General features: G+C 61.1%; 21 protein-coding genes. 12 read left to right on the plus strand and 9 right to left on the minus strand.

Going from position 1 to position 26,264, the window contains the following annotated elements:
* Window positions 1-191 precede the first annotated feature (191 nt).
* The 4 genes from carA (at window position 192) to NQF87_RS06865 (ending at window position 6,667) form a co-directional block, all read left to right on the plus strand.
* Window positions 192-1,571 (plus strand): glutamine-hydrolyzing carbamoyl-phosphate synthase small subunit, encoded by a 1,380-nt coding sequence (carA, locus tag NQF87_RS06850; RefSeq protein ID WP_266127683.1) that lies wholly within the window; start codon window positions 192-194, stop codon window positions 1,569-1,571.
* A 3-nt stretch (window positions 1,572-1,574) separates the two neighbouring features.
* A complete protein-coding gene (carB, locus tag NQF87_RS06855; RefSeq protein WP_266127684.1) occupies window positions 1,575-4,829 on the plus strand; it encodes a carbamoyl-phosphate synthase large subunit in 3,255 nt (1,084 codons plus the stop codon).
* A gap of 144 nt (window positions 4,830-4,973) precedes the next feature.
* Window positions 4,974-5,447: a transcription elongation factor GreA gene (gene greA, locus NQF87_RS06860; RefSeq protein WP_266127777.1), complete on the plus strand. Its 474-nt coding sequence runs from the start codon at window positions 4,974-4,976 to the stop codon at window positions 5,445-5,447.
* Window positions 5,447-6,667, plus strand: a complete 1,221-nt coding sequence (locus NQF87_RS06865) for a threonine ammonia-lyase (RefSeq protein ID WP_266127685.1) — start codon at window positions 5,447-5,449, stop codon at window positions 6,665-6,667. The genes greA and NQF87_RS06865 overlap by 1 nt, the downstream gene beginning before the upstream one ends.
* A gap of 68 nt (window positions 6,668-6,735) precedes the next feature.
* Here the strand turns inward: NQF87_RS06865 and msrB are convergent, their stop codons facing one another.
* Window positions 6,736-7,134 carry a peptide-methionine (R)-S-oxide reductase MsrB gene (msrB, locus tag NQF87_RS06870; protein WP_266127686.1) on the minus strand — a complete coding sequence of 133 codons (399 nt, stop codon included), beginning with the start codon at window positions 7,132-7,134 and terminating at the stop codon, window positions 6,736-6,738.
* 175 nt (window positions 7,135-7,309) lie between these two features.
* On the opposite strand from msrB, the gene NQF87_RS06875 reads away from it, so the two are divergent.
* The 3 genes from NQF87_RS06875 (at window position 7,310) to NQF87_RS06885 (ending at window position 10,811) form a co-directional block, all read left to right on the plus strand.
* Window positions 7,310-8,626 (plus strand): murein hydrolase activator EnvC family protein, encoded by a 1,317-nt coding sequence (locus NQF87_RS06875; protein ID WP_266127687.1) that lies wholly within the window; start codon window positions 7,310-7,312, stop codon window positions 8,624-8,626.
* 177 nt (window positions 8,627-8,803) lie between these two features.
* Window positions 8,804-10,309, plus strand: coding sequence for a S41 family peptidase (locus NQF87_RS06880; RefSeq protein ID WP_266127688.1), 1,506 nt, complete (start codon window positions 8,804-8,806; stop codon window positions 10,307-10,309).
* A 4-nt stretch (window positions 10,310-10,313) separates the two neighbouring features.
* Window positions 10,314-10,811, plus strand: a complete 498-nt coding sequence (locus NQF87_RS06885) for an RNA pyrophosphohydrolase (protein WP_266127689.1) — start codon at window positions 10,314-10,316, stop codon at window positions 10,809-10,811.
* 664 nt (window positions 10,812-11,475) lie between these two features.
* On the opposite strand, the gene NQF87_RS06890 is transcribed toward NQF87_RS06885, so the two are convergent.
* From NQF87_RS06890 to NQF87_RS06900, 3 genes are read right to left on the minus strand one after another with little or no spacing between them, the layout of a single operon-like run.
* Window positions 11,476-13,248, minus strand: coding sequence for an ABC transporter ATP-binding protein (locus NQF87_RS06890; protein ID WP_266127690.1), 1,773 nt, complete (start codon window positions 13,246-13,248; stop codon window positions 11,476-11,478).
* A 21-nt stretch (window positions 13,249-13,269) separates the two neighbouring features.
* Entirely contained in the window at window positions 13,270-14,511 is a 1,242-nt protein-coding gene (locus tag NQF87_RS06895) for a CCA tRNA nucleotidyltransferase (protein ID WP_323670718.1), read from the minus strand.
* Window positions 14,508-15,056 carry a DUF1285 domain-containing protein gene (locus NQF87_RS06900; protein ID WP_266127779.1) on the minus strand — a complete coding sequence of 183 codons (549 nt, stop codon included), beginning with the start codon at window positions 15,054-15,056 and terminating at the stop codon, window positions 14,508-14,510. The genes NQF87_RS06895 and NQF87_RS06900 overlap by 4 nt, the downstream gene beginning before the upstream one ends.
* A 259-nt stretch (window positions 15,057-15,315) precedes the next feature.
* Here NQF87_RS06900 and NQF87_RS06905 point away from each other — a divergent pair, with 259 nt between their 5' ends.
* Genes NQF87_RS06905 through NQF87_RS06925 form a run of 5 tightly spaced genes read left to right on the plus strand, consistent with a single transcriptional unit; the run spans window position 15,316 to window position 22,965 of the window.
* On the plus strand, window positions 15,316-16,353 hold the full coding sequence (locus NQF87_RS06905; protein ID WP_266127691.1) for an AAA family ATPase: 1,038 nt from the start codon (window positions 15,316-15,318) through the stop codon (window positions 16,351-16,353).
* Between the two features lie 35 nt (window positions 16,354-16,388).
* Window positions 16,389-17,291, plus strand: coding sequence for a DUF58 domain-containing protein (locus NQF87_RS06910; RefSeq protein ID WP_266127692.1), 903 nt, complete (start codon window positions 16,389-16,391; stop codon window positions 17,289-17,291).
* Window positions 17,288-20,050: a DUF4159 domain-containing protein gene (locus NQF87_RS06915; RefSeq protein ID WP_266127693.1), complete on the plus strand. Its 2,763-nt coding sequence runs from the start codon at window positions 17,288-17,290 to the stop codon at window positions 20,048-20,050. The genes NQF87_RS06910 and NQF87_RS06915 overlap by 4 nt, the downstream gene beginning before the upstream one ends.
* Complete coding sequence (locus NQF87_RS06920) at window positions 20,047-22,152, plus strand: glutamine amidotransferase (protein WP_266127694.1); 2,106 nt, start codon at window positions 20,047-20,049, stop codon at window positions 22,150-22,152. Before NQF87_RS06915 ends, NQF87_RS06920 begins: the two co-directional genes overlap by 4 nt.
* 57 nt (window positions 22,153-22,209) lie before the next feature.
* Window positions 22,210-22,965: an ankyrin repeat domain-containing protein gene (locus tag NQF87_RS06925; RefSeq protein WP_266127695.1), complete on the plus strand. Its 756-nt coding sequence runs from the start codon at window positions 22,210-22,212 to the stop codon at window positions 22,963-22,965.
* A 78-nt stretch (window positions 22,966-23,043) separates the two neighbouring features.
* Here NQF87_RS06925 and NQF87_RS06930 read toward each other — a convergent pair whose 3' ends face one another.
* The 5 genes from NQF87_RS06930 to NQF87_RS06950 all read right to left on the minus strand — a co-directional run bounded on the left by NQF87_RS06930 (window position 23,044) and on the right by NQF87_RS06950 (window position 26,214).
* Complete coding sequence (locus NQF87_RS06930; protein ID WP_266127696.1) at window positions 23,044-23,247, minus strand: hypothetical protein; 204 nt, start codon at window positions 23,245-23,247, stop codon at window positions 23,044-23,046.
* A 30-nt stretch (window positions 23,248-23,277) separates the two neighbouring features.
* Complete coding sequence (locus NQF87_RS06935; RefSeq protein ID WP_266127697.1) at window positions 23,278-24,363, minus strand: site-specific DNA-methyltransferase; 1,086 nt, start codon at window positions 24,361-24,363, stop codon at window positions 23,278-23,280.
* On the minus strand, window positions 24,360-24,995 hold the full coding sequence (locus NQF87_RS06940) for a ribonuclease HII (protein WP_266127698.1): 636 nt from the start codon (window positions 24,993-24,995) through the stop codon (window positions 24,360-24,362). Before NQF87_RS06940 ends, NQF87_RS06935 begins: the two co-directional genes overlap by 4 nt.
* A 167-nt stretch (window positions 24,996-25,162) precedes the next feature.
* A complete protein-coding gene (locus NQF87_RS06945; RefSeq protein WP_266127699.1) occupies window positions 25,163-25,897 on the minus strand; it encodes a DUF4339 domain-containing protein in 735 nt (244 codons plus the stop codon).
* Between the two features lie 29 nt (window positions 25,898-25,926).
* Complete coding sequence (locus NQF87_RS06950; protein WP_266127700.1) at window positions 25,927-26,214, minus strand: CsbD family protein; 288 nt, start codon at window positions 26,212-26,214, stop codon at window positions 25,927-25,929.
* Window positions 26,215-26,264: the final 50 nt, after the last annotated feature.

The following is a 26,264-nucleotide window of genomic DNA, read 5'->3' on the forward strand; positions in this document are numbered from 1 at the left end:
CCCCCTCCTGTCGATAAGGGCCGTCATCATGGACAGAGTGCCTGCATGGGAAAAAATTTCCCAGTTTCACTTGTTCTTCACAGACTGCACCTCATATGGGAAAAAACTTCCCATCAGCCCCCTGCTGGTTTATGAAAACAGAAGCCCAATCAGGCGCAGAACAGACAGGGCATGAGGCGGAGCAGCAGACAATGAACGTCGATTCACTCATCAAGAAAGCGGGCGGTGCGGCTGAAATCGCCCAGCTTACCGGGGTCACGACCGAGGCCGTGCGCAAATGGCGGCAGGCTGGCATGATACCCACAAAACATTGGCCTGCCCTGCTTCATGTGCCGGGGATCACCCTGGCCGACCTGAACGAGACGTCAGAGGAGACATCCGCCATGACCCACCCTACCGATGACATGCCCCCCAAGGGCGCAACAGCCGTCCTCGTGCTGGCGGATGGCACCCACTTCTGGGGCCGTGGCTTCGGAGCCTTCAATGACGGTGCCGTGGGTGAACTCTGCTTCTCCACCGGCATGACGGGCTATCAGGAAACACTGACGGACCCCTCCTTCGCCGGGCAGATCATTACTTTCACTTTTCCCCATATCGGCAATGTCGGCACCAACGGGGATGATGACGAAGCCCCCACCATGGCCGCTCTCGGCCTCGTGGTGAAAGAGGATGTCACAGCCCCCGCCAGCTGGCGGTCCGTCAGGCCGCTTCAGGACTGGCTGGTAGCCCATAAGCGGGCAGGCATCAGCGGCGTGGACACACGGGGCATCACCCGCCTGCTGCGGGACAAGGGGCCGCAGAATGCCCTTCTCTTCCACCCGAAGGATGGCCGTTTCGATCTCGCCGCCCTGCGCAAAAGAGCCGCAGAATGGCCCGGTCTGGAAGGGATGGACCTCGTCAGGGAGGTTGCCCAGCCCGCCCGTGCATGGGCCAAGACCACATGGCACAACACCCGTCCTGAACGGGCCGTGAAACGCCGTGTCGTGGCCCTGGATTATGGTGCCAAGGACAACATCCTCCGCAGCCTTGTTGCCGCTGGCTGTGACGTGCATGTCCTCCCCGGCACCGCCACGGGTGAAGAAATCCTCGCCCTGAAGCCGGAAGGCGTCTTCCTCTCCAACGGTCCGGCAGACCCTGCCGCCACGGCCGTCTATGCCGTCCCGGCCATTCAGGCCGTCATGGATGCCGACATCCCCGTCTTCGGCATCTGCCTCGGCCACCAGCTTCTGGCCCGGGCACTGGGCGGCACGACCTACAAGCTGGATCGTGGCCATCGTGGGGCCAACCAGCCGGTGAAAGACCTCACGACGGGCCGGGTGGAAATCACCAGCCAGAATCACGGTTTCGCCGTGGATGAGAAGTCCCTGCCCGATACCGTCAAGGTGACCCATGTCAGCCTGTTTGATGGTTCCAATGAAGGGCTGGCCTCCACCGTGAAGGAAGCCTTCTCCGTCCAGTACCATCCGGAGGCCAGCCCCGGCCCGACCGACAGTTTCTACCTCTTCGAGCGGTTTGTCGCCGTCATGGACCGCCGCGCCGAGGCCCGCACAACCAGCAAGGCAGGAGCCTGACCCATGCCCAAACGCACAGATATCCGCTCCATCCTCATCATCGGTGCTGGCCCTATCGTCATCGGGCAGGCCTGCGAGTTCGACTATTCCGGCGCACAGGCCTGCAAGGCCCTGAAGGAGGAAGGCTACCGGGTCATCCTCCTGAACTCCAACCCGGCCACCATCATGACCGATCCCGGTCTGGCCGATGCCACCTACATCGAACCCATCACGCCGGAATTTGTCGAGCGCATCATCCTCAAGGAAAAGCCAGATGCCGTCCTGCCGACGATGGGTGGCCAGACAGCCCTGAATGCCGCCATGGCTCTGGACAAGTCCGGCTTCCTCACAAAGCACGGCGTGGAGCTGATCGGCGCACGGGCTGACGTGATCGACCGTGCTGAAGACCGCCTGAAGTTCCGTGAAGCGATGGATGCCATCGGGGTGGAAAGCCCCCGCAGTGCCATCGCCCATACGCTGGATGAGGCCCGCACGGCTCTGGACCATATCGGCCTGCCCGCCATCATCCGTCCTTCCTTCACCATGGGCGGCTCTGGAGGCGGCATTGCCTATAACCGGGAAGAATTTTCCCAGATCGTTGCCAGCGGTCTGGATGCCTCCCCCACCACCGAGGTGCTGATCGAAGAATCCGTCATCGGCTGGAAAGAGTACGAGATGGAAGTGGTCCGTGACGTGGCGGACAACTGCATCATCGTCTGCTCCATTGAAAATATCGACCCGATGGGCGTCCACACCGGGGATTCCATCACCGTGGCCCCGGCCATGACGCTGACGGACAAAGAATACCAGCGGATGCGTGATGTCTCCATCGCCTGCCTGCGGGCCATCGGCGTGGAGACGGGTGGCTCCAACGTGCAGTTCGGCGTGAATCCGAAAGATGGCCGCATGGTCGTCATCGAGATGAACCCCCGTGTGTCCCGCTCCTCCGCTCTGGCCTCCAAGGCCACCGGCTTCCCGATCGCCAAGATCGCTGCCAAGCTGGCCGTGGGCTACACGCTGGATGAACTGACAAACGACATCACCGGCACCATCCCGGCCAGCTTCGAGCCGACAATCGACTACGTCGTCACGAAGATTCCCCGCTTCACTTTCGAGAAGTTCCCCAGCACGCCGGCCCTGCTCTCCACCTCCATGAAGTCCGTCGGGGAAGCAATGGCCGTGGGCCGCAGCTTCGCCGAATCCCTCCAGAAGGGCCTGCGCTCCATGGAGACCGGCCTGACGGGTCTGGACCCTGTGGAAGCCCCCGGTGACGGCTCCCCGGATGCCTACCGTGCCGCCCTCTCCGAGCCACGGCCGGAGCGTATCCTCATGGCCGCACAGGCCTTCCGGGCTGGTCTCTCACTGGAAGACATTCAGGAAGCCTGCCATTTCGAACCGTGGTTCCTGCGCCAGCTGGACGCCATCATTGCGACAGAACGTGACATTGAAACGAACGGCCTGCCGGATAACGCCATCAGCCTGCGGCAGATCAAGGCACAGGGTTTCTCCGACCAGCAGCTTGCCCGCCTGAGCGGCAGGAGCGTGAAGGACGTTGTCGCCCTGCGCACGAAGCTGGGCGTGCTGCCGGTCTATCGCCGGATCGACACCTGTGCGGCTGAATTCTCCTCCGACACGCCGTACCTCTACTCCACCTATGAAGGGGGCTTCGGCACCCCGGACTGTGAGAGCCGCCCGACAGACAAGAAGAAGGTCGTCATTCTTGGCGGTGGCCCCAACCGTATCGGTCAGGGCATCGAGTTCGACTATTGCTGCGTCCATGCCGCTTACGCCCTGCGTGAAGCCGGTTTCGAGACCATCATGGTCAACTGCAACCCGGAAACGGTGTCCACCGACTATGACACCTCCGACCGTCTCTATTTCGAGCCGCTGACCGCCGAAGACGTCATCAGCCTCGTCAAGAAGGAGATGACGAACGGTACCGTTCTGGGCTGCATCGTGCAGTATGGTGGCCAGACCCCGCTGAAGCTCTCCCGTGCGCTGGAAGAAGCAGGCATTACCCTGCTCGGCACCCCGGCTGATGCCATCGACCGGGCCGAGGACCGGGAACGCTTCCAGGCCATGCTGCGCAAGCTGGGCCTCCGCCAGCCCCGCAACGGCATTGCCCGCACGCCGGATGAAGCCCTGAAGATTGCCGAAGAGGTCGGCTATCCGGTCGTGGCCCGTCCGTCCTATGTGCTGGGTGGCCGTGCCATGGAGATCGTCTATGACAGGGCCGGTCTGTCCAACTACCTCAACACCGTCCTGCGTGCCGCTGGTGAAGACGTGGCAACCGGGCCTGTCCTGCTTGACCACTATCTGAACGAAGCCATTGAAGCTGACGTGGACTGCATCGCCGATGGTGAAAATGTCTATGTCGCCGGGGTGATGGAGCATATTGAGGAAGCCGGCATCCATTCCGGTGATTCCGCCTGCTCCCTGCCGCCCTACACGCTCTCCCCGGCTCTGGTGACGGAACTGAAGGCCCAGACCGAAGCCATGGCCCGTGAGCTGGGCATCCGTGGCCTGATGAACGTGCAGTTCGCCATCAAGGATGACGAAGTGTTCGTTCTGGAGGTCAATCCCCGTGCCTCCCGTACCGTGCCCTTTGTGGCCAAGGCCACGGGCGTGCCCGTCGCCAAGATCGGTGCCCGCATCATGGCCGGGGCCAGACTGTCCGACTTCCCGCTGGAAGGCCGTTCAGTAGCCCCACATGTGGCCGTCAAGGAAGCTGTCTTCCCCTTCAACCGCTTCTCTGGTGTCGATACGATCCTCGGGCCGGAAATGCGCTCCACCGGTGAAGTGATGGGGCTGGATGCCAATTTCGAGATGGCCTTTGCCAAGTCCCAGCTGGCAGCAGGTGTGAAGCTCCCGCGGGAAGGTACCGTCTTCCTCTCCGTGCGGGAAAGCGACAAGGCCCATGTGCAGCCTCTGGCCCGCAAGCTGGTGGAAATGGGCTTCACCATCCTTGCCACCCGTGGCACGGCGGAACGGCTGAAAGAAGCCAACATCCCCGTCACCCGTGTCAACAAGGTGCTGGAAGGCCGCCCGCACTGTGTGGACGCCATCCGCTCCAACGAAGTGCAGATGGTCATAAACACGGCCCAAGGGGGACAGTCCGCACGGGACAGCTTTGACATCCGCCGCTCCGCCCTGACGATGAACGTGCCCCATTACACGACCATCGCCGGTGCCCGGGCCGTCACCTACGCCATTTCTGTCCTGAAGCAGAAGGAACCGGATGTGGCCCCGCTGCAATCCTATTTCCACGGTTCTTTCTGATCGCAAGAGAAGGCTTGCAGCACACGCAGTGTGCTGTCTATCCTGTCCGCCACAGCGTATGCCGCCCCGCCTTTTTCCGCCCCGTGCGGAAGGAGGCGGGGCGGTATGCCGTTCATCTCCATTACCAGCGTGAGGATGCCCTCCATGCAGAAAAGCCCCATGACCGCCCAAGGATTGAAACGCCTTGAGGATGAGCTGCGTCAGCTCAAATCAGAGGAACGCCCCGCCGTCATCCGGGCCATTGCCGAGGCCCGTTCTCACGGGGACCTGTCCGAAAACGCCGAGTACCATGCCGCACGGGAACGCCAGTCCTTCATTGAAGGGCGTGTGCTGGAGCTGGAGAGCCTGATCTCCACGGCCGAAGTGATCGACCCCACGACCCTTTCCGGCAACCGCATCCAGTTCGGGGCCACGGTCGAGCTGGTGGATGAAGAAACTGACAAGGAAAGCACCTACCAGATCGTCGGTGCTCACGAAGCTGACATCAAGCAGCACCGTATTTCCATCTCTTCCCCCCTTGCCAAAGCCCTCATCGGGAAGGAAGCTGGGGACAGTGTTTCCGTCCCGGCACCGGGCGGGGACCGTACCTATGAAGTTCTGAAAGTGATCTACAGATAATGCCGGACTCTGCTTCCAAAACCAGCCTGACCTTCAACGACGTCAAAGACGCCCAGAAGCGCATTGCCGCCACCATTGCCCGTACCCCCACGATCAGCAATGTGGCCCTATCCCGGCTGACGGAAGCAGAAATTATCATCAAGCTGGAGAATCTTCAGGCCATCGGCTCCTTCAAGGAGCGTGGAGCGGCCAACCGCATGGCCATGCTCACGCCTGAAGAACGCAGACACGGCGTCATCACCGTATCAGCAGGCAATCATGCCCAGGGCGTAGGACGGCAGGCCAGCCTGCTGGGCATGAAGGCCACCATCGTGATGCCCCGCTTCACCCCTGCCACCAAAGTCGCTGCTACCCGGAGCTGGGGTGCACAGGTCGTTCTGGCTGGTGAGAATTTTGACGAAGCCGTACAGACGGCAGAAAAAATCCGTCAGGAAGAAGGCCAGACTCTCATCCACCCGTTCAATGACCCCGCCGTCATTGCCGGACAGGGTACCTGCGCCCTCGAGATGATCGAGGATGCGCCCGATCTGGATGCCATCGTGGTGCCAATCGGCGGTGGTGGGCTGATGGCCGGTTTCGTCACCGTACTGAAGGAACTCAGCCCGAAAACGAAGCTCTACGGCGTACAGGTGGAGAACTACTCCCCACTGGGAGCCTATCCCAAGCCGCTTCGTTCCGTCCCTGGTGGGTCAACCATTGCCGAAGGCATTGCCGTCGTACAGCCGGGCCATCACTGCCTCGATGTCATCGGGAAAAACCTTGATGGCATCTTTGTTGTCAATGAGCTTCAGGTTGAAGGGGCTATCACGACACTGGCCGAAAAAGCCCGTCAGGTGGGTGAAGGGGCCGGGGCAACCCCGCTGGCCGCCATTCTGGCCAATCATGATGTCTTCAAAGGCAGGAAGGTGGGCTTCCCCATCTCTGGCGGCAACATCAATGCCCGCATCCTTGCCCATGTCATTCTCCGCTCCCTGCTGCGGGACGGACGCATTCTCCGTCTGATCTTCCAGATTCCTGACCGCCCCGGCCTGCTGGCCGCCATCTCCGAGAAGATTGGCAGCTATGGCGGCAACATCATTGAAGTCTCCCATCACCGCCTCTTTGCGGCTCCCTCCGTGCAGACAGCCGAGCTTGTCGTGATGATCGAGGCCCGCGATACGGAACATGCCCTTGAGATCGAGCGGGAACTCTCCCGCCACTATCACGTCGAGCGGGACTGACATCCGGGAAAAACCGTGAACAGAAGGGAGAGTCTCCACCTCATGATGGGGCCTCTCCCTTGTCCGTATCAGGCTTCCTCTTCATCCGGCACAAAATGCAGGGCCAGACCATTGGTGCAGTACCGCAGACCGGTCGGTGGCGGCCCATCGGGAAAGACATGGCCCAGATGGCCATGACAGCCCGCACAGTGAATCTCCACCCTCACCATGCCAAGGCTGCGGTCCTCACGCTCACCCACAGCACCCGGCACGGCCCGGAAGAAAGAGGGCCAGCCCGACCCGCTCTCATATTTCGCTGCTGCACTGAACAGCCTTTGCCCGCAGGCGGCACAGTCATAATGACCGGGACGTTTCTCATCATTCAGAGGGCTGGAACCCGGCGGCTCTGTCCCATGACCATGCAGGACATGTTTCTGCGCTTCGCTCAGAGGGCCACAGCCACAGCTCCGTGGCGTCTGTTCTTTCATATCCACTCCGTTTTCCTTTCCTGAGATGAAAGACATTCCAGCCCCGGCTGGACAGACAATCCGTTCTTCGTCACAAAAGGCGGAAAGGCTCTTCCGTCTGACTGATCTCATGCCGTCAGATGTGTTTTTCAAGCCCCACGCCTTGCCATCCAGAAAGGGATTCCCAGGCAGGATCATGGTCCTGAAGCGATCCATCACCCTCTGTTCCAGTCTCAGGCTCGTGCCCTGCCTCCTGATGGCGTCCCTTGCCTGTGGGCAGGCCCAGGCCAGCCATGCAGCAGCATCCCGGAACAGGCCTGACACGCTCTGGGGGTCTGACACACCCATCCCCACCACGGAGGCAGGCATCCGCAAGGCCCGTGCCGCACGGCTGAATCTCCAGCAGCTCCTTGCCCAGAAAGCCCGCCTGCTCCAGCAGAAAGAAGAAGAAACCCGTCAGGCAGAAGCACAGGCCCATCTCAGTGCCCGCCAGCTGACCCGTCTGCGGCAGAGACAGGCCCAGCTGACCCGGCAGCATGACCTTGTTGAAAAACACCTCACGAAAGTCTCCACCCAGCTGGAACAGCTCAGCACCGGGAGTGAGCGGCTGAAAGCAGAAGAAAAGACCATCCTTCTGGATGAAACGGCCCGCCTGCCCGCCCTCCAACAACTTGATGCCTTCCCCGAACTGGCCCTGCTGATGCCGCCAGACAGTCCAGAAATCAGCCCTGCGGTGCCCGTGGCCCTGCTCGCCCTGCGCCATCAGCAGAACCAGCAGGCCATGCAGCAGATTCTCCAGCAGCAGGCCCGCCTCCACAGGGAACAGAACCGGCTGGCAGACCAGAGCCTCACCATCACCGCACAGGAAACCCGTTTACAGACCCGGCAGAGCGAGGCCGAAAGCCGTGCCGAACAGGCGGCCAGGGATTCGGAACAGGCCCGGCAGGCTCTCCTGAAGCAGCAGGCCCTTCTGACACAGGCCCGCCAGAGTACGGAGGCCCTGACAGCCATCATCACCGTTCTGGCAAAGCAGGAGGCCGAAACACGCCGCCGCCTGCGGGAGCAGAAGGCCCACTTCCACAGGCTCCATCAACGCCACAGGGAACAGGAAGTGGACCAGCAGGACCGCAGTTTCAATCCCGGCAGGGGGCTGACACGGGGTTCAGCACGGGCACCGGTGCAGGGGCGCATCGTCACACGCTGGGCACAGCCCACCGAGGCCGGCCCCGCCACGGGACTGACCTACCAGACAGCCCCCTCCGCCCCCGTGACGGCTCCCTGTACGGGACGCCTTCTCTTCAGCGGGGCGTTCCGCTCCTTCGGCCCCATGGTGATTCTGGACTGTGGCCAGAAGCAGCGGCTCGTTCTGGCAGGGCTGGGCACGATCCAGCTCCGGAGCGGCCAGCCTGTCCGGCAGGGTGGCCTGATCGGGCATATGCCGGAACGGGACCCGCTCCTCTTCGTGCAGCTCCGTCAGGGGACGACACTCATGGACCCGGCCCGCTTCTTCTGATCCCTGTCAGGACAGCTTCATGAAGGAACCATAATTTCCCTGGGAGTTTCACCCATGCTGAAAACACTGTAAGCTGATTCCATCATCTTTTCAGGGTCTGATGCCCTGTCATGCCGATCATTAACAGACAACTACTGGCAGACTGCCTGCTTCTTCAAGTTAAGGAATAGACCGACCATGAACTTCCGCACTGGCCTTATGCTGGGTCTTGCCTGTTCAGCAATGGGTGTTGCCTCTGGTGCCTTCATGACCAGCCACCCGGCACTCATTCCCCCCGCCCGGGCGCAGGAAGCCGCACACAAGGACAGTAACAGCACACCGGCCGGCAGCGACAGCAACAATGCTGAAACCGTCCGTATGCTGACCCTGCTTGGCACGGTGATGGACATTGCCCACTCGGAATATGTCTCTCCCCTGCCCAACAAGAAGCTCATCCGCAACGCCATTGACGGGATGATCAGCAATCTGGACCCTCATTCCTCCTTCATGGATGCCCAGCAGCTCAAGGACATGCAGGATGAAATGTCCGGCCAGTTCGGCGGGCTAGGGCTGCAGGTGCAGGGCGAGGCTGGCCATGTCCGGGTCGTCTCCCCCATTGATGGCACACCGGCAGCCCGTGCGGGCATCCAGTCCGGCGATGTCATCACCATGGTGGACAACAAGAGCATTGCCGACCTCACGCTGGATCAGGCCGTCCGCAAGATGCGGGGCAAGCCGGGAACGCAGATCACCCTGACCATCCTGCGCCCCAAGACAGGCAAGCAGCAGACTCTCACCCTCACGCGGGAGATCATCCATGTGCAGATCGTCCGCTCGGCCCTCTATGGGCAGACGGGCTATATCCGCCTCAGTGAATTTGATGATTCCCTTGAGAAGGAAATGCGCAAGGCCTACGGCAAGCTGGTCCAGTCCGTCGCCAGAACACCCGGCAAGACCCTGAACGGTCTTGTCCTTGATCTCCGCTCCGACCCCGGTGGGAAGCTGGATCAGGCCATTGCCGTAGCCCGTGATTTCATCAAGGAAGGAGAAATCGTCTCCATCCGTGGCCGTCATCCGGAAGGCAACCAGCACTGGGATGGTGTTGGCAAGGACATCACCCATGGCCTGCCCATTGTCGTCCTGACCAACGCCGGCTCAGCCTCCGCCAGTGAGATCGTGGCCGGTGCGCTGAAAGACCATCGCCGGGCCATCATCATGGGTGACCGTACCTTCGGCAAAGGGTCTGTCCAGACCATCATCCCCATTGCCGATCAGGGTGCCATCCGGCTGACAACTGCCCGTTATTACACGCCGTCAGGCCGGTCCATCCAGGGGCTGGGCATCACGCCGGACGTGCCCGTTCTAGCCAGCCGGGATGATGACAGCCTCTTCACCTATCATGAGGCCGACCTCGCCCACACCATCACCAACACGGATGGCAAGCTGCCCAAGGAAGCCCCACGGACAGACCTGCCCGCCTTCGCCAAAACCGTGGAACGGCTACCCCCGGCCAAATGGCCGAACTTTGACCCCATGAAGCCGGAAACCGACTTCCAGCTCCAGCAGGCCCTGCACTTCATCAATGCACAGGCTGGCGGAGCTGATGCAGCTCATGAGGCCGCCCTGCTCGCCCATCCGCCGCTCCCCCATGACGCCATCCCCAGTGAAAGCAAGGATGACGCCGCAGCAAAAACGAAAAAGTAAGACCATGACCCTGCGTGAAACACTGTCCTATCGCCCCAATGTCGGCATCGTTCTCTTCAACAGGAAAGGCGACATCTTCATGGCCCGCCGTGCAGATCTGTCGGGCGATATCTGGCAGTTTCCGCAGGGTGGCATCGATGAGGGCGAAGAGCCTGAACAGGCCGTCTGGCGGGAAATGAAAGAGGAAATCGGCACCAATAACGCCACCATGATCGGCAGGCGCGATGGATGGTTTCTTTACGACCTGCCGGACCACCTCATCGGCAAGGCCCTCCACGGCAAATATCGGGGACAGAAGCAGCAGTGGTTCCTCTTCCGCTTCACCGGTCAGGACAGCGACATCAGACTGGATACGTTTGAAGAAATCGAGTTCACCACATGGCGTTGGGTACCGCCGGAGGATGTGCTGAGCGGCAAATATAATCTGGGCTTCAAGAAAGACGTCTATGAACGGCTCCTGCCGGACATTCTCACCATCTATCGGGCCGTATCTGAAGACTAGGTCCTATCTCACTCAACAAGCCACCCTTCCGAAAGAAGGGGAAGAAAGCTGGAAACAAAGTGTTCAAGGAATGTGTTGATCGCATTTACTATTCTGCCATTGATCTGGAATCAATAGTAAGTGAAATCAGGGAAGAGCCTTTAGACTGTGGCTATGATAAAATATACTTTCACTTATACATGTTCGACCTCCTGAACACCGAAGAACCAGAAAATGCTCCCTTAGTCTCCTTCTGTATTGAACGGATGTTATGGAAATTCTCTAGGTTTCTTGAAATCTCAAAAGAGCTTCAGAAAGAACTCCCCTTCTTTTTTACCCTACTGCCTTATTCCAGAACCGGAATTACCGGGTATAGAGATCGCCGTTTTTCTGGCTGAGAGAGGAGTAAATTTTCTACTGAACAATCATAGGATATCGGAAAGCCGTATGAACATACGCAAAAAAACGCCCACGAAAAAAGGAGAATTTCCTAGAAAAATATAATGCTTCTGTCCCTGAGAATTTTGAATATAACTTCTATTCCAATCACTATAAAGAGGTCGATAAAAAAGATGATGAATTCACTTTCCCTGAACAAAGATATTACAACATTTTCTGGAAAGACTTCTACCAGAATGGTGAACTCTCATCAGAAGTACCGTGCATCCTGAAGCCGCTGCCTTAACTACTCTCCCAGAGCCTGAGCCTTCACCAGTCGGGCGTAAAGCCCGGCCTTGGCCATGAGCTGGGTATGGGTACCTGTCTCGACAATCCGGCCCTGATCCAGCACCACGATGTGATCCGCACTCTGCACGGTGGAAAGTCGATGGGCCACGATGAGCGTTGTCCGCCCCTGCCGGAGCTGGGCCAGAGCCTCCTGCACACGGGCTTCATTCTCTGAATCCAGCGCACTGGTGGCTTCATCCAGCAGCAGCAGACGGGGATTGCGCAGCAGGGCACGGGCCAGCATGATGCGCTGCCTCTGCCCGCCGGAGAGCCTCTGCCCACCGGGGCCGATGACTGTCTCCAGCCCCTCTGGCAGATCATGCACGAAATCCAGTGCCGCCATCCGGCAGAGCGCATCCACCTCTTCCCGTGTTGCAGAAGGACGGCCAAGCTGGATGTTCTCCCGCACGCTCATGTCAAACAGGGCGGTTTCCTGACTGACATAGGCCAGATGATCCCGCAGGCTGGCCAGCGTAAGGGAGCGCACATCTACCCCCTCCAACGTGATCGCCCCTTCCGTCACATCAAACAGACGGGGGATCAGGGCCAGCATGGTGGATTTCCCCGCCCCGCTCGGCCCGACAAGGGCCACGCTCTGCCCCGGCTTCACATCCAGTGAAATGTTTTTCAGCGCATAACAGCCATCGTCAAAGCGATAGGACACATTCCTGAAAACGAGATGCCCCAGCCCGTCCGGCAGAGGACAGGCATCTGGATAGTCCTTTACGGTTGCAGGCTCATCAGTCACGGCAAAGATGCGCCCCAGCCCGGCCAGACCTTCCTGCATGGAAGTATTCAGCGACCCCAAAGCCCTTAGAGGACGGGACGCCGCAAACAGGGCCGCAATGAAGGCCGTGAAATCCCCCAATGTAGCCCCGCCCATCGCTGCCCGCCAGCCAGCAAAGCCCAGCACGAAGGCAATCGCCACACCACCGATGACCTCCAGCATCGGGTCCAGACGGGCACGGTTGCTGGCGATGCGAAAGAACATGTCACGCAGCCTGTCCAGAGCCGCACCGATGCGCTGATGCTCATGCGCTTCCATCCGGTAAATGCGTATCTGCCGGGAGAGGGAGAAACTTTCCGTCAGCAGGGCCGAAGCCTCGCCAACCTGCTCCTGCATCCCGCCGGAAGCCCGGCGCACCCGCCGCCCCAGCTTCTGCACGGGAATGATGGCCAGCGGATACAGCACGACGGCAATCAGGCTCAGCTCCCAGTCCGTCCAGATCATGGAGGCCACCAGCCCGATGATGGTGATGACATCCCCCAGCGCATTGACCGAACGTGTCAGGGCTTCCCGCATGGCGAGGGCATCAGTCGTGAAGCGGGCTGCCCAGCGGGCGGGGGCTTCCTTCTCGATCCGGGCCACATCCGCCTTCAGCGCATGGGTAAACATGCGCTCCTGAAGACGCCGCACGACCTGAAGAACCAGTGCCTGCACACAGACATTCTGCCCGTACTGCGCCAGAGCCTTGGCCCCCGTGACCACCACCACCAGCAGGGGAATCTGATACAGGATGCGGGGATCATGCGCCGTAAACATGTCGATTGCCCGCTTGATGACGAGCGGATAGGCCGCCGTCAGCAGGGCCATGACAACCGTCAGCACAATGATGACCAGAAGACGGAGCCGGTCAGGGGCAATGTCTTCCCGCCAGAGCCGCCGCATCAGGGAGAAGGCCGTGTCATGCGCTGCCCCGTCGGCGGGCTGCCTGTCTGTCTGCTGTGCCATGCAGGCCTTCTAGCAGGCTCCCTACCGGGGTGAAAGCTGCCCGGCCAGCCACGCCCGGCACGCTCCGGCATCCGGGCGGCATCCCTGCTCCAGCCACCAGTGCTGCGCCCGCTTCAGCCATTGCCCCATGTCCGGCCCCGGCTTTACACCCAGCGCAATCAGGTCCCGTCCGGCCAGAGGAAATATGGGCTGCTCCAGAGCCTCCAGCCTCTGCCGCAGTTCATCCCACCCGGCATCAGGCCGCCCCAGCTCTTTCGCCTGCACCAGCCAGCTCCGCAGCAGCAGAATGGACCGGTCCTGCTGGAAGAGAACCCGCCTCAGACCATCATCATCCAGCGTGGCTGCCAGTTCCGGCTCAGGCTTTGCCAGAGCGGCCAGCATGGCCCGGCCCTCATTGGACAGTTTCAGATGGACACCGACCTCAGCCAGTCCCTGCCCGTCCACACCACCGGGCGGGTACAGCACCGCCAGCCTGTGCAGGGGTTCGGATGGATCATCACAGGCCAGAAGACGCCCCAGATCAGACAGAGGTGCATGATGAGGCAGAAGGACGGCAAGACTGCCCGTTTCCTCCATCAGCTCCAGCGTCCGCAGAAGCTGTGGGCCTGACAGGATTTTCAGCAGTTCCATCGCCACACGTTCGACCGAAAGACGGGTCATCAGGTCTTTCAGCCGGGTGATGGCCTGACAGGCTTCCCCATCCGGTTCACCCCGACCATAGCGGGCAAAGAACCGGAAAAAACGCAGACACCGCAGGGCGTCTTCCTCGATACGCCGTACCGCGTGCCCGACAAACCGGACACGCCCTGCCCGGAGATCATCCAGCCCTCCAAAATAATCGGAAAGCCGCCCCTCCTGATCCAGCGACATGGCATTGATCGTAAAATCCCGCCTCTGGGCATCTTCCTGCCAGTCATCCGTCCAGGCCACAACGGCATGACGGCCATCAGTGCTGACATCACGCCGCAGGGTCGTGATTTCATAGGGATGATGGTCGATCACCGCCGTGACGGTGCCATGCTCAAGACCGGTAGGAATCACCCTGGCCCCGATCCGTTCGAGCCGCTGCTGCGCTTCCTCTGGTGGAAAAGGACTGGCCAGATCGAGGTCATGCACCTCACGGCCACAGAGCAGGTCCCGCACGCAGCCCCCTACCAGTCTGGCCTGCGGCAGGGCCTGCCAGATACGGCCCAGCCCGGCATGACCGGGCACGTCGGACAGGGCTTCCAGAAGGATTTCAGGAGCCGGATTCAGGGCCGTCACGCACAGGGTTCCTCAATATCGCCCACGGTATCGTCCGGCAGACGGGACAGGGGAAAAAACGTTCCACGGCTCCAGACACCCAGACATGGCTCACCACCCACACAGCCCGGCACGGCCAATGCCGCCAGCTCGAACAGCACGGCACGGCTGATACGAGCCAGAATAGGCTGCCCTCCGGCCCCGACCCTCATGTGAATATAAGGCACGGTGGCCCCGTCAGCCGGGCGGTCCCAGTCACACAGCAGAGGATGTTCCTCATCCACACAGAGCACCTCATCCAGATTGGTCCGCAGGCAGAGTGTCTGCGTCTTTTCCGAACAGCCCCGGAAATCCAGCTCCACGGCCAGAAAAGGGACATCATCCACCTGAATGACGCCTGCTTCAGTCGGTGTCCGCAGCCAGTACCGACCCTGATGGTCCCGGTCGAGACAGGAGGCGAACAGGCAGAGCATGGCCTTGCGCCGGATGGGCGTCCCCCGGTACAGCCACGTCCCGTCCCGCCGGATATGGAAAGGCAGATGGATGACCAGCTCATCCTCCGACATCACGGCCTCATCCGGCCCTTCAAGAGGGGGTACCGGTCTTTCATAAGGCTTGATGCTCATGATCGCCTCCCTGCTGCCTCATCACACATAACCATCCGGTCCTTCATCTGCCGGACCTGAGCCACATACTGGCGGGCCACTTTCCTGCAACACTCCCTTTTTCAAGGAGGGTTTTACATGGTAGCTTACCTGCCTGCCCCAGAGTTGGGGATGATCCCGGCCTGTTAAAAGCCCCTAATCCTCTGTTTCAGAACCTGTAATGACCCAGAACCCTTCCGCATCCGGCTCAGCTTCCCTTCAGGGTGAGGCTCTTCATCATGACGAAACCGTCCTCACCTTTGACGGGCTGGCTCCCCGGCTGAAAACACTCACGCAGGAGATCGGCCAGATCGTCCTCGGTCAGGAGACGGTCATCGAGAACGTCCTCACGACCCTGTTGGGGGGTGGCCATGCGCTGCTGCTCGGTGCGCCCGGTCTGGGCAAGACGCTGCTGGTGAATACCTGCGCCCATGTTCTGGGGCTTGAGGACAGCCGAATCCAGTTTACGCCCGATCTCATGCCCTCCGACATCACCGGGGCTGAAATTCTGGAACAGGATGAACAGGGGAAGAGGCATTTCCGTTTTCTCCACGGCCCGCTCTTCGGCCAGCTTGTTCTCGCCGATGAGATCAACCGTGCCAGCCCCCGCACCCAGTCCGCCCTGCTTCAGGCCATGGCGGAAGGACATGTCACACAGGGAGGGAAAACATGGGCACTGCCAAGGCCCTTCCATGTTCTCGCTACCCAGAACCCCATCGAACAGGAGGGCACCTACCCCCTGCCAGAAGCCCAGCTGGACCGGTTCATGATGCGCATTCCACTGGACTTCCCCGCCCGGAATGCCGAACGGCGGATGCTGCTCCAGACAACCGGTGCCACGAAACGGAAACCCGAACGCCTCTTCTCCACCGCCGATCTTCTCACGACCCAGAAGCTCGTCCGCACGCTCCCCGTGGGGGAAACGGTCATTGAGACAATCCTGAACATCGTCCGGGGCCTGCGCCCGCAGGATGAAACCGCCAGTGACGAAGTCCGCACGTCACTGGATTACGGCCCCGGCCCCCGTGCCGCCCAGGCCCTGATGATTGCCAGCCGGGCACGGGCCATGCTGCATGGGCGGCTTTCACCATCGCTGGAGGATGTCCGTGTGCTGGCAGAACCTGTTCTGGCCCATCGTCTCGGAATCAGCTTTGCGGCCCAGACTCAGGGCGTGGATGCCAAACAGCTCATCGCCGGGCAGCTGAAACGTCTCGGCTAGGCCCTGCTTCATCACGGCGGTTTCAGAAAACGGACATGGCCAGATTACCTTCCTTTCTCCAGCGGCTCTTCAGCCCCCGCAGGGAACACGGTGCCACCCCCCGGCCTGTCCCCCTGCCGGAACTCATCCTGTCAGCCCGTGGGCTGGCACGGCAGCTGCGCAGCGGGCCGCACGGCAACCGGCGGGCAGGAGACGGGCATGAATTCTGGCAGTTCCGCCCCCATCAACCCACAGAACCGGCCTCCCTGATCGACTGGAAACAGTCCGCCCGTTCACCCGAACCGGACCTGCTCTGGGTCCGGGAACAGGAACAGAACACACCCCGGTCACTCTTCATCTGGGTGGACCCGTCCGCCTCCATGCGCTGGCAGTCTTCTGAATCCCTGCCCAGCAAATATGACACGGCCCTGAGCGACGCCCTCGCCCTTGGGCAGGCCGCCCTGCTGGGGGGAGAGACGGTCGGTCTCCCCGGCTCCCGGCTCCGTTTCTCGGGTCATCAGGCCCTGCCCCGGCTGGCCCATGCCCTCACGCGGCTCCCGCCGGACACCACCCTACCCAGTTTTGCAGGTGTCCCGCCCCACGCCGCCCTGCTGCTGGTCAGCGACTTCCTCTGGGATGACGGCATAATGCAGCATTACCTTGCCCGCCTGACCACCCATCCCGGCCGCACCGCCCTGCTTGCCGTGCTGGACCCGCAGGAACATCACCTGCCTTTCAGCGGGTCTGTCCAGTTCACCAGCTGCGAGAACGAGCCTGACCTGACACTCCCTGCCACGGAAAGCCTGCATGCCGCCTATCAGGCACGGCTGACCGCCCATTTCAGCCAGCTGCGAACCGCCGGACGGGGACAGAAGCCTTTCTTCCGCTTCCACGTCACGGACCAGCCTGCCCTGCCTGTTCTGGCAGACTGCCACCACTTCCTGCGGGGGCGGACATGACCCTTCTTTCCCCTTATCTGCTACTGTTCCTGCTTGTCCTGCCCGCCTTATGGTGGCTGGTCCGGGCCATTCCGCCACAGCCACGGCAGCAGCGTTTCCCTTCCCTCATCCTGCTCCGTACGCTCGCACCTGTCCGACAGAATGCAGCCCGTACACCCCTCTGGCTGCTCCTTCTGCGCATGGTGGCCCTGTCCCTGCTCATCCTGGCTTTCAGCCGTCCGCTCTACATTCCTCGACAGGACACTCAGGCACCACAAAAACTGATCCTCATTCTGGATGATGACTGGGCCGCCATACCCCACTGGGCAGAACGGCAGCAGAATGCTCTTGCCCTCGGAGAGGCCACTCTCCGCTCCGGCGGTCATGTCACCCTGCTGCTGAATGCACCAGATTCAGATGGCCACATGCCGCACCCCTTCCAGCCATCCGACCGTGTAGCCCTGCAACAGTTTCTTTCCGGCCTGTCCCCCCGCCCGTGGCCGGGCGACCGGCAGGCTCTTGCCCGCCAGATTCAGGAACTGACGCCAGACCTGCATGATACCACCATTGTCAGCCTGTCTGACGGCCTGGCCCAGACAGACGATGATGCCCTGCGGACGGCCCTGCGCTCCGCCCGCCGCATCGATGACATACGCTGGCCCCGCTGCGACCTCATCCGCCTTGCCATCCGGCAGGACCGTCAGCTGACAGCTCAGGCAGAAACACTCCCCAACTGCCCGGAACAGACACTCCGACTGTCCGGCATGACACTGGAAAAGAACGGCCACTTCCTCCCTCAGACCAGTGCGCCACTTCCCACCGGAACACGACATGCCCTGAAAGACCTTCTGCCAGACCCGGACTCCCTTGATGCTTTCAGCCTTCCCTCCGTTCCCGGTCCGGCAGGCATGATCCTCCTGCCCGGCAGGACAGGACAGCACCGGGTTGGCCTGCTGCGCACCAGTGGCGACGATACCCCCCTGACAGGCAGCAGCTTCTATCTGGCCCGGGCCATGCAGGCCACCACCCCCTACCAGGAAGGCACTCTGGACAGCCTGCTCCCCCGCCACCCGGACATCATCATCGCCACGGATGGCAGCCTGTCCGGTTCCTCACTGGGAGACATGCTGGGCTGGGTCCGCAAGGGTGGCATCCTGATCCGTTTTGCCGGCCCTGAACTGGCCCGTCAGAGCCAGCAGGACATGAAAGGCGATGACGCCGCCCTCCTGCCCGTGCCGCTTCTCTCCGGCATGAGACAGCTGGGAGGGCCGATGTCGTGGGGCAATCCCCAGAAACTGGCTCCTTTCCCGGCAAATACCCCCTTTGCCGGACTGACCATCCCGGACGATGCCACCATCTCCCGTCAGCTCCTGGCACAGCCCACGGATGACCTGTCCCACCATGTCTGGGCCACACTGACGGACGGGACACCACTCGTGACGGTCCGTCAGGAAGGCAGAGGCCTGATCGTTCTTTTCCACATCACGCCAACGGCAGACTGGTCCAGCCTGGCCCTGTCCGGCCTGTTCCCCCAGATGATGGAACGTCTCATCACCCGCACGCCCGTCATGCAGAACAGGAACGATACGGCCCGCACGTCGTCTGATAGTCTTGCCCCGTGGCGTATCCTGAACAGCGATAGGACACTCATTGCCCCCTCTCCTGCCGTCCGTCCCATTCTCAAAGCTTCTGAGGAGTCCGTCGACGCACTCCATCCCACCGGACTCTATGGGGGAGCCGCACAGCGTTATCCGCTCAATCTGGCAGACCACCAGCCCCCTCTGGCTGATGAGGTGGCTCTCGGCCAGATCAGACCGGCTGGCCAGGCCGTACCGGAACGCCCGCTATGGCCAGCCCTCATGCTGCTGGCACTGGGGCTTATCCTGCTGGATGTCTTCCTGTCACTGGCCCGTTCCGGCCTGTTCCGCATTGCCCGGCGGGCGGCCCTTGTTCTGTGCCTCGGGCTGCTGGGCACGGCCTCCCTGCACGCCGCCACGGCGGACCAGACGGCATCAGCCCCGCAGGCCGTGCCGCCAGCAGCTCTGGCCATCCGGCTGGCTCACATTCAGACCGGTGACAGTGCCACGGATGATGCTGTCCAGCAGGGGCTGGAAGGACTGACCCGTTTTCTCAACCAGCGCAGCACCACGCATCTGGACAGCCCCGTGGGGGTCGTACCGGGGCAGGATGATCTGGCGTTCTATCCCCTGCTCTACTGGCCCGTCACGCCTGGCACCCATCTGGATGATGCCGGACGGGCAGCCCTGAAAACCTACATCCAGCATAATGGCATGATCCTGATTGATGAGATGGGAGCTGGAAGCGACATGGATGGCACGGATGGCCACGCCACCCGGGCAGCCCTCAGGGCCGCAACGGAAGGACTGCCCTTTCCCCCTCTCACGACCCTGAATGACCAGCATACCCTGTCCCATACCTTCTATCTCCTGCATGAATTTCCCGGCCGCATCGCAGGCCAGCCTGTCTATGTGGCCCGACAGGGCAGCGACGAGAGTGAGGATGTCAGTCCCGTCATCATCGGCAATGCCGACTGGGCACATGCCTGGGCCGTGGACCAGAGCGGAGAGCACCCTTTTGCCGTCATCCCGGATGGTGAAAACCAGCGTACCCTGGCCTACCGTTTCGGCTTCAACACCATCATCTATGCCCTGACAGGCAACTACAAGAATGACCAGCGTCATTACCCGGAAATGCTGAAACGCCTCAAAAATGGGGATGACAGCAGCCCTGACGGAACTGATGAAAGCGAGGCACCATGACAGGGTCACTTCCTTCCATCATCTGGGCACCGTTCCTGCCGCTCTGGCTGCTCGTGACACTGGCGGTCATCTGCCTGCTACCCGGCCTTTATGGGGTTGTACGTGGCAGCCGGGGTGTTCTCTGGCGGACAGGAGCCATCCTTCTGGGGCTGTTCTGGCTGGCCAACCCCCGGCAGACACACCCCCACATGCAGACCCAGCCGCAGGATGCCCTCCTCGTGGTGGACATGTCGCCTTCCATGACCATCAGAGAGCGGCAGAAACTCATCCAGCAGGCCCGTAGCCAGCTGCTTCAGCAAGGCCAGAGGCTGCACGGCCTGACACTGCATCAGCTGGACGTATCAGGCGGACACGGACAGGGAACACGCCTCTTCGAGGCGATGGACCATGCCGCCCTCTCGCTGAACAGTCCGACCGGTATCTTCCTGCTCACGGATGGCATGGACCACAACATTCCCGACCAGCTCCCGCCCTCCCTCCAGGATGCGACAGGCCGTATCATTCCCCTGCACCTCCTGCTTTCCGCCAGAGGGGAAGAAACGGACCGGCGTCTGCGGGTCCTCAATGCTCCACCCTATGTCATCATAGGACAGACAGCCCATATCCGCGTGCAGGTTGATGATCTGGGAACGTCCAACGGACAGCCGGTGGAGATTCTGGAGCATCGCCCTGATGGCCAGACGAACGTCCTGGCCCACACACACAGTGGCCAGCCCGTGGAACTGGACGTACCCGTCACCCATGCCGGGATCACCCTGAAAGAACTGACAGCCTCCCCCCTGCCGGGCGAAGCCTCCCTGCGGAACAACAGCACGATCATCCGACTTCAGGGGGTGCGGGACAGGCTGCGGGTTCTGCTGGTCTCTGGCGTGCCCAACCAGGGTGCCCGTGTCTGGCGTACCCTGCTGAAGGCTGATCCATCCGTTGATCTGGTTCACTTCACCATCCTGCGCTCCCCGGATACGGAAGATGACACGCCACTTTCCGACCTCGCCCTGATCCCTTTCCCCACACACGAACTGTTTTCCCAGAAAATCAACAGTTTCGATCTCATCATTCTTGACGGCTTCCGCAACCAGAACATCCTGCCGGAGAGCTATCTGGAAAACATCGCCCGCTATGTCCGCAAGGGGGGCGGACTGCTCGTGGTCGGCGGGCCGGAAATGACGCAGACAGGCACCCTTCAGGATACACCTGTGGGGTCTGTCCTGCCGGCCCATATTCCGGCAGACAACGCCATCATGACGCAGCCATTCGCTCCGAAGCGCACGGCCCTGGGGCTGTCCCATCCCGTCACGCAGGCCCTGCCTGAACATGGCCCGTGGGGAAGGGAATGGGGGCCGTGGTACAGGGCACTGCGCACCGACCAGACACAGGGACGCACCCTGCTGGCCACGCCCTCCGGGTCCCCCCTGCTGGTGCTGGACCAGAGAGGTCAGGGCCGTGTAGCCATGCTGCTGTCTGACCAGATATGGCTCTGGTCCCGTGGCGAAAAAGGCGGCGGCCCACAGGCCGAACTGCTCCGCCGCCTCTCCCACTGGCTGATGAAAGAGCCGGAACTGGAAGAAAACCAGCTGGATGCCCGCATCGAACAGGGCCGCCTGACCGTCACCCGGACCAGCCTGACACCGCTGCATGACGTGCAGGCTGACATCATCGGCCCGGATGGCCACCATACGCCCCTCCCGCTTTCACCCAGCCCGGACCATCAGGGCCTCTGGTCAGGAAGCATGACCCTGCCCGTCCTCCCGGAACAGACCGGCCAGATATGGACCATCCAGCAGGGCGGGCTGAACACGACCGTCTCCCTGCCTGACACCAGCCCACTGGAAAATCAGGACCTCCGCAGCACCGCCACCAGACTGGCCCCGCTGGTTGCCAGATCAGGTGGTGGCATCTTCTGGCTTGGTGCAGGTGGAACTCCGGACATAAGACAGGTAGCGGAAGGCCATGCTCTGCACGGGGCAGGCTGGGCCGGGCTGCCGCTCCATCAGGCACCTCTTGCCACTGACAGCACAAGCACGGCATTTCTGCCGGGATGGATCGCTCTTGTCCTCATTCTTGCACTGATGGGCCTTGGCTGGTGGCGTGAAGGACGGTAGAACAGCAACAATCCTGTGGTGTGGCCTGTGCCTCTGGGAAATTGACAGGCCCTGCCAATGCCTGAGATGATGACATCCTCGGCTCCGTCCCCACAGCTGGTAGAAGAGAAGGCACTGTTCCCGATCATGCGTCCATTGAGTTCATTCCTGCCCCGTCTCGCTTTTGCCATCGGTCTTTCAGCTCTTTCCGTTGCGGCTCTGCCCCACAGGGCACAGGCACAGTCTGCCAACGAGGCCGAGGCCGAGCAGGATGCCATGGACGCACAGAAACAGGCCGAGGCCCGCAAGGATGCCCGCCGTGCCGCCCCGCCTTCAGCCCTGCCCGGTGCGGACAGCGACAATGGCGACAACAGCCATGCCCGCATGGACGTGAACCCAACAGCCGCCCTCTTCGATGCCATCAACCGCGGGTCTCTCCTTGGTGCGAAAGAGGCATTGAGCCGGGGTGCGGACATCAATGCCCGCAACATACTGGACCAGACACCTCTGGACCTCGCCATTGATCTCGGCCGCAATGACATCATGTTCCAGCTTCTGTCCCTGCGGACCTATAATCCTGACGGCAGGCTTGTCACCAATGTCGAGCATGAAGACGCATCAGGCGGGCATATTTCCATCAACGGTCGGGCAGCCCTCACGGCCAAGGCCCCTCCCGTCGTGGAAGATCGTGGTCATCCCATTCCCTCCGTTGGCTTCCTCGGCTTCAATGGGCCTGCATCCCAGCGGCAGGGCAATCACCCCGTCCACACGGGCCGCGCCGTGGTTCACCGGGCAGCCCATCGCCGGTCAGCACATCAGCCTGCCCAGCCCTGACGGCCCGCTGGTCTTCCATGAAAAAGCCCTTCCCCGGCCTTGCCAGGGAAGGGCTTTTTACTGTCAGGCCCGACCGTTTCAGCCTGCTGCCATGATCGGCAGTGCGCTGTAATAGATGATCGAAATACCTGCAAAACAGAGAAGAAAAATCAGCAGGTCCCAGCAGAAACAGACAAAAGCGGACCGCTGCTGGGGGCGCATAATGATGACGTGAAACAGGATGGCAAACACGACGGCGATGGCAGCAATGACCAGCCCGGTATATTTCTCGAACAGATACATACGTCCCTCTTTCCTCTGAAAAAGCTGTCCTCAGGCCGTCCGGCGCAGTTCGTGCGTCTCCTGCCGCAGCGTGTCAATGGGCAGGAACTCACCATCCCGCTCAAAATGCCAGAATGTCCAGCCATTGCAGGAGGCCGCATTGGTGAGCAGCGCACCCAGCTTGTGAATGGACCCCCGATGCTGACCGGAAACAAGTGTTCCATCCGGCGAGACACGGGCCTTCAGGCGTCGATGGCGGTCATACACGACGGTACCCGCTGGCAGGCTGCCATTCTCCACGAAGGAACCGAAAGGAATACGGGGAAGCTCCCTCTTGGCCGGGGTGATTTCCAGCTGCTCCGCCGAAAGGACTTCCACCCGCTCCAGACGGGCCTCTGCTGCCCTGATGTAATCGGGATGACGCTCAATGGCGAGATAACGCCGCCCCAGCTTCTTGGCCACGGCAGGCGTCGTCCCTGTCCCGCAGAAAGGGTCCAGCACCACATCATCCGCAATGGTCGAGGCCAGCAGGGTGCGATGCAGCAGGCTCTCCGGCTTCTGCGTTGGGTGCAGCTTCAGCCCGTGTTCATTCTTCAGACGCTCATTGCCCGTGCAGAGCGGCAGATACCAGTCTGAGCGCATCTGAAGGTCCTCATTCAGAGCCTTCATCGCCTGATAGTTGAAACGGTATCTGCTTTCCGGGCCACGGGCCGCCCAGATCAGCGTCTCATGGGCATTCGTAAAGCGGCGTCCCCGGAAATTCGGCATCGGGTTCGATTTCCGCCAGATGATGTCATTGAGTATCCAGAAGCCGAGGTCCTGCATGATCGTCCCGAGACGGAAAATATTGTGATAGGACCCGATCACCCAGATGGTACCATCCTTGTGCAGCAGACGGCGGGCCTCTCCCAGCCAGGCACGGGTAAACTGGTCATAGGCCTCATAACCGGTAAACTTGTCCCAGTCATCATCCACGCCATCCACCACGCTCTCATCAGGACGGCGCAGCTCTCCCCGCAGCTGGAGATTGTAGGGCGGGTCTGCAAACACGCAGTTCACGCTTGCATCAGGGAGGGTTCTCATCACCTCCACACATTCCCCACGTAAAATCCTGTTCAGGGGCATATCCGCCTTCATGCTGCGTGAACCTTTGCTGCGATCATCTGCTTCACAGGTGCGAAACTGCGCCTGTGATGGAGGGTTATTCCCTCTTCTTTCAGGCCTGTCAGATGATGTGCCGTGCCATAGCCAGCATTCCGCTCCCAGCCATAATCACCATACCGCACGGCAAGACGGGTCATCAGCCTGTCCCGCACGACCTTGGCCAGAATGGACGCCGCCGCAATGGACAGACTTTTTCCATCCCCCTTGATGACCGTTTCCACCCTGCAGGGCAGCTTCGGGGCACGGTTGCCATCAATCAGGGCAGCAACCGGCCATTCCCCCAGCTCTTCAGCCAGACGGTACATGGCCCTCTGCATCGCCAGATGACAGGCCTGCCCGATATTCAGCCGGTCAATTTCAGGAACCGAAGCCGCCCCCAGAGCCGCACAGACCGTCTCATCAGCCAGCAGGGCGTCATAGGCTTTCTCACGTCGCCGGACTGTCAGTTTCTTGGAATCATCCAGCATCCCGGACAGGAGGGGAGACGGCAGCACACGGAACACCACCGCCGCAGCCACGACCGGCCCCGCCAGAGGGCCACGACCAACCTCGTCCACACCGGCTACAAGCCCGTCATACTGTTCTTCGAGGCTGTAATCGGGCATGGGGTTCCTCTTCCGCTCGCCTCAGACGGCACATCATTTATTCGTGCCGATTCTGAATCACTCCGAGTCGAAAGAAAAGCCCCTTTTTAAAAATAAAATGAGTCAAGAGAGAAAAATGCACCTGCCATGCCGGGAAAGACAGGCAGGTCCGCATTCTGCTTCATCCATCAGAGCTGTATCTGTTCATCCGATGAAGACGGCGCATCAGAAGGCTGATCTTCTTTTCCGGCTCCCTGCTGCCCCTCATGTGCGGTTTCCGGTGTCTTCTGCGGGGCCGTGGCCGCAGGCCGCTCCGTCTGCTTCTGGCTCATGAGCAGCGGCTCAAAACCCGGCGGCGGATTGGAGAGCAGAACGGCAGCCTCCAGAAACCCCAGAATCAGGCAGGCAGCGAACAGCCCGCCACCCCGGCGCAGCACCTTGCGGCGGCACCAGAAATACCCCGGCAGGAACAGCCACCACCAGAAGGAAGGAGGTTTCACCCCTGCACGATCCAGCGTCTGCCGGTCTTTTATCAGGGTGAGGAAAAGGATGGCGTAAATACAGAGGCCCGTCACGGGGCGGCCCGGTGTGACAGCCCAGTGTGTCCGCTGCCCCGCCATGAGCAGGAGAAGATCAACAAGCCCCGGCAACAGCATGAGCCACGCCCAGACGGACGACACGCTACCCGGCTCCTTCAGGGTGTCAGAGATGCCCTCGCACCGGTCTCCCCTCGTGAACAATATCTTCACACCAGCGGAAGGAGGCACCAATCCCGCCCTATCGGCAGGACACCACTCCGCTCCGAGACCCGGATGCCAGACGAGAGTCTGCGGGCAAATACGACGACGAACAATCAGCCGAATCACCTCGGCTTGCGACACCGGTCCGATCGGCTGACCATCACGCTCGTAATACCACTGCATGATCCCTCTCTGGCCTCCCGTCCCATTCCCTAACCGCGCTTTCTGAAGAAGAGACGACCAATTACCAGCCCAACGAGGGCGACAATCCCCAACGAGACAAGCGGACGCTCCTGAATGAATGCTGTCACGGCCTCCAAACGACTCTCATGGGCGTCATAGAGATCAGCGAATTCATGCTTCGCACGGCCACCAAACTGGTCGATCTTGCCACCCGCCTGCATGGCCGCATCACCGGAGATCGCACCAACAGCATCCTTGACCCGGCCTTTGGCTTCCTGCACAAACCCTCCAGCTTTCATAGAAGTTGTATCAACCATGTCCATCTCTCCCATCAACGTCTCAGTACATTATACGTTAGCCTACCCGC

This window comes from Bombella dulcis (assembly GCF_026385505.1).
In the GTDB taxonomy this organism is placed as follows: domain Bacteria; phylum Pseudomonadota; class Alphaproteobacteria; order Acetobacterales; family Acetobacteraceae; genus Bombella; species Bombella dulcis.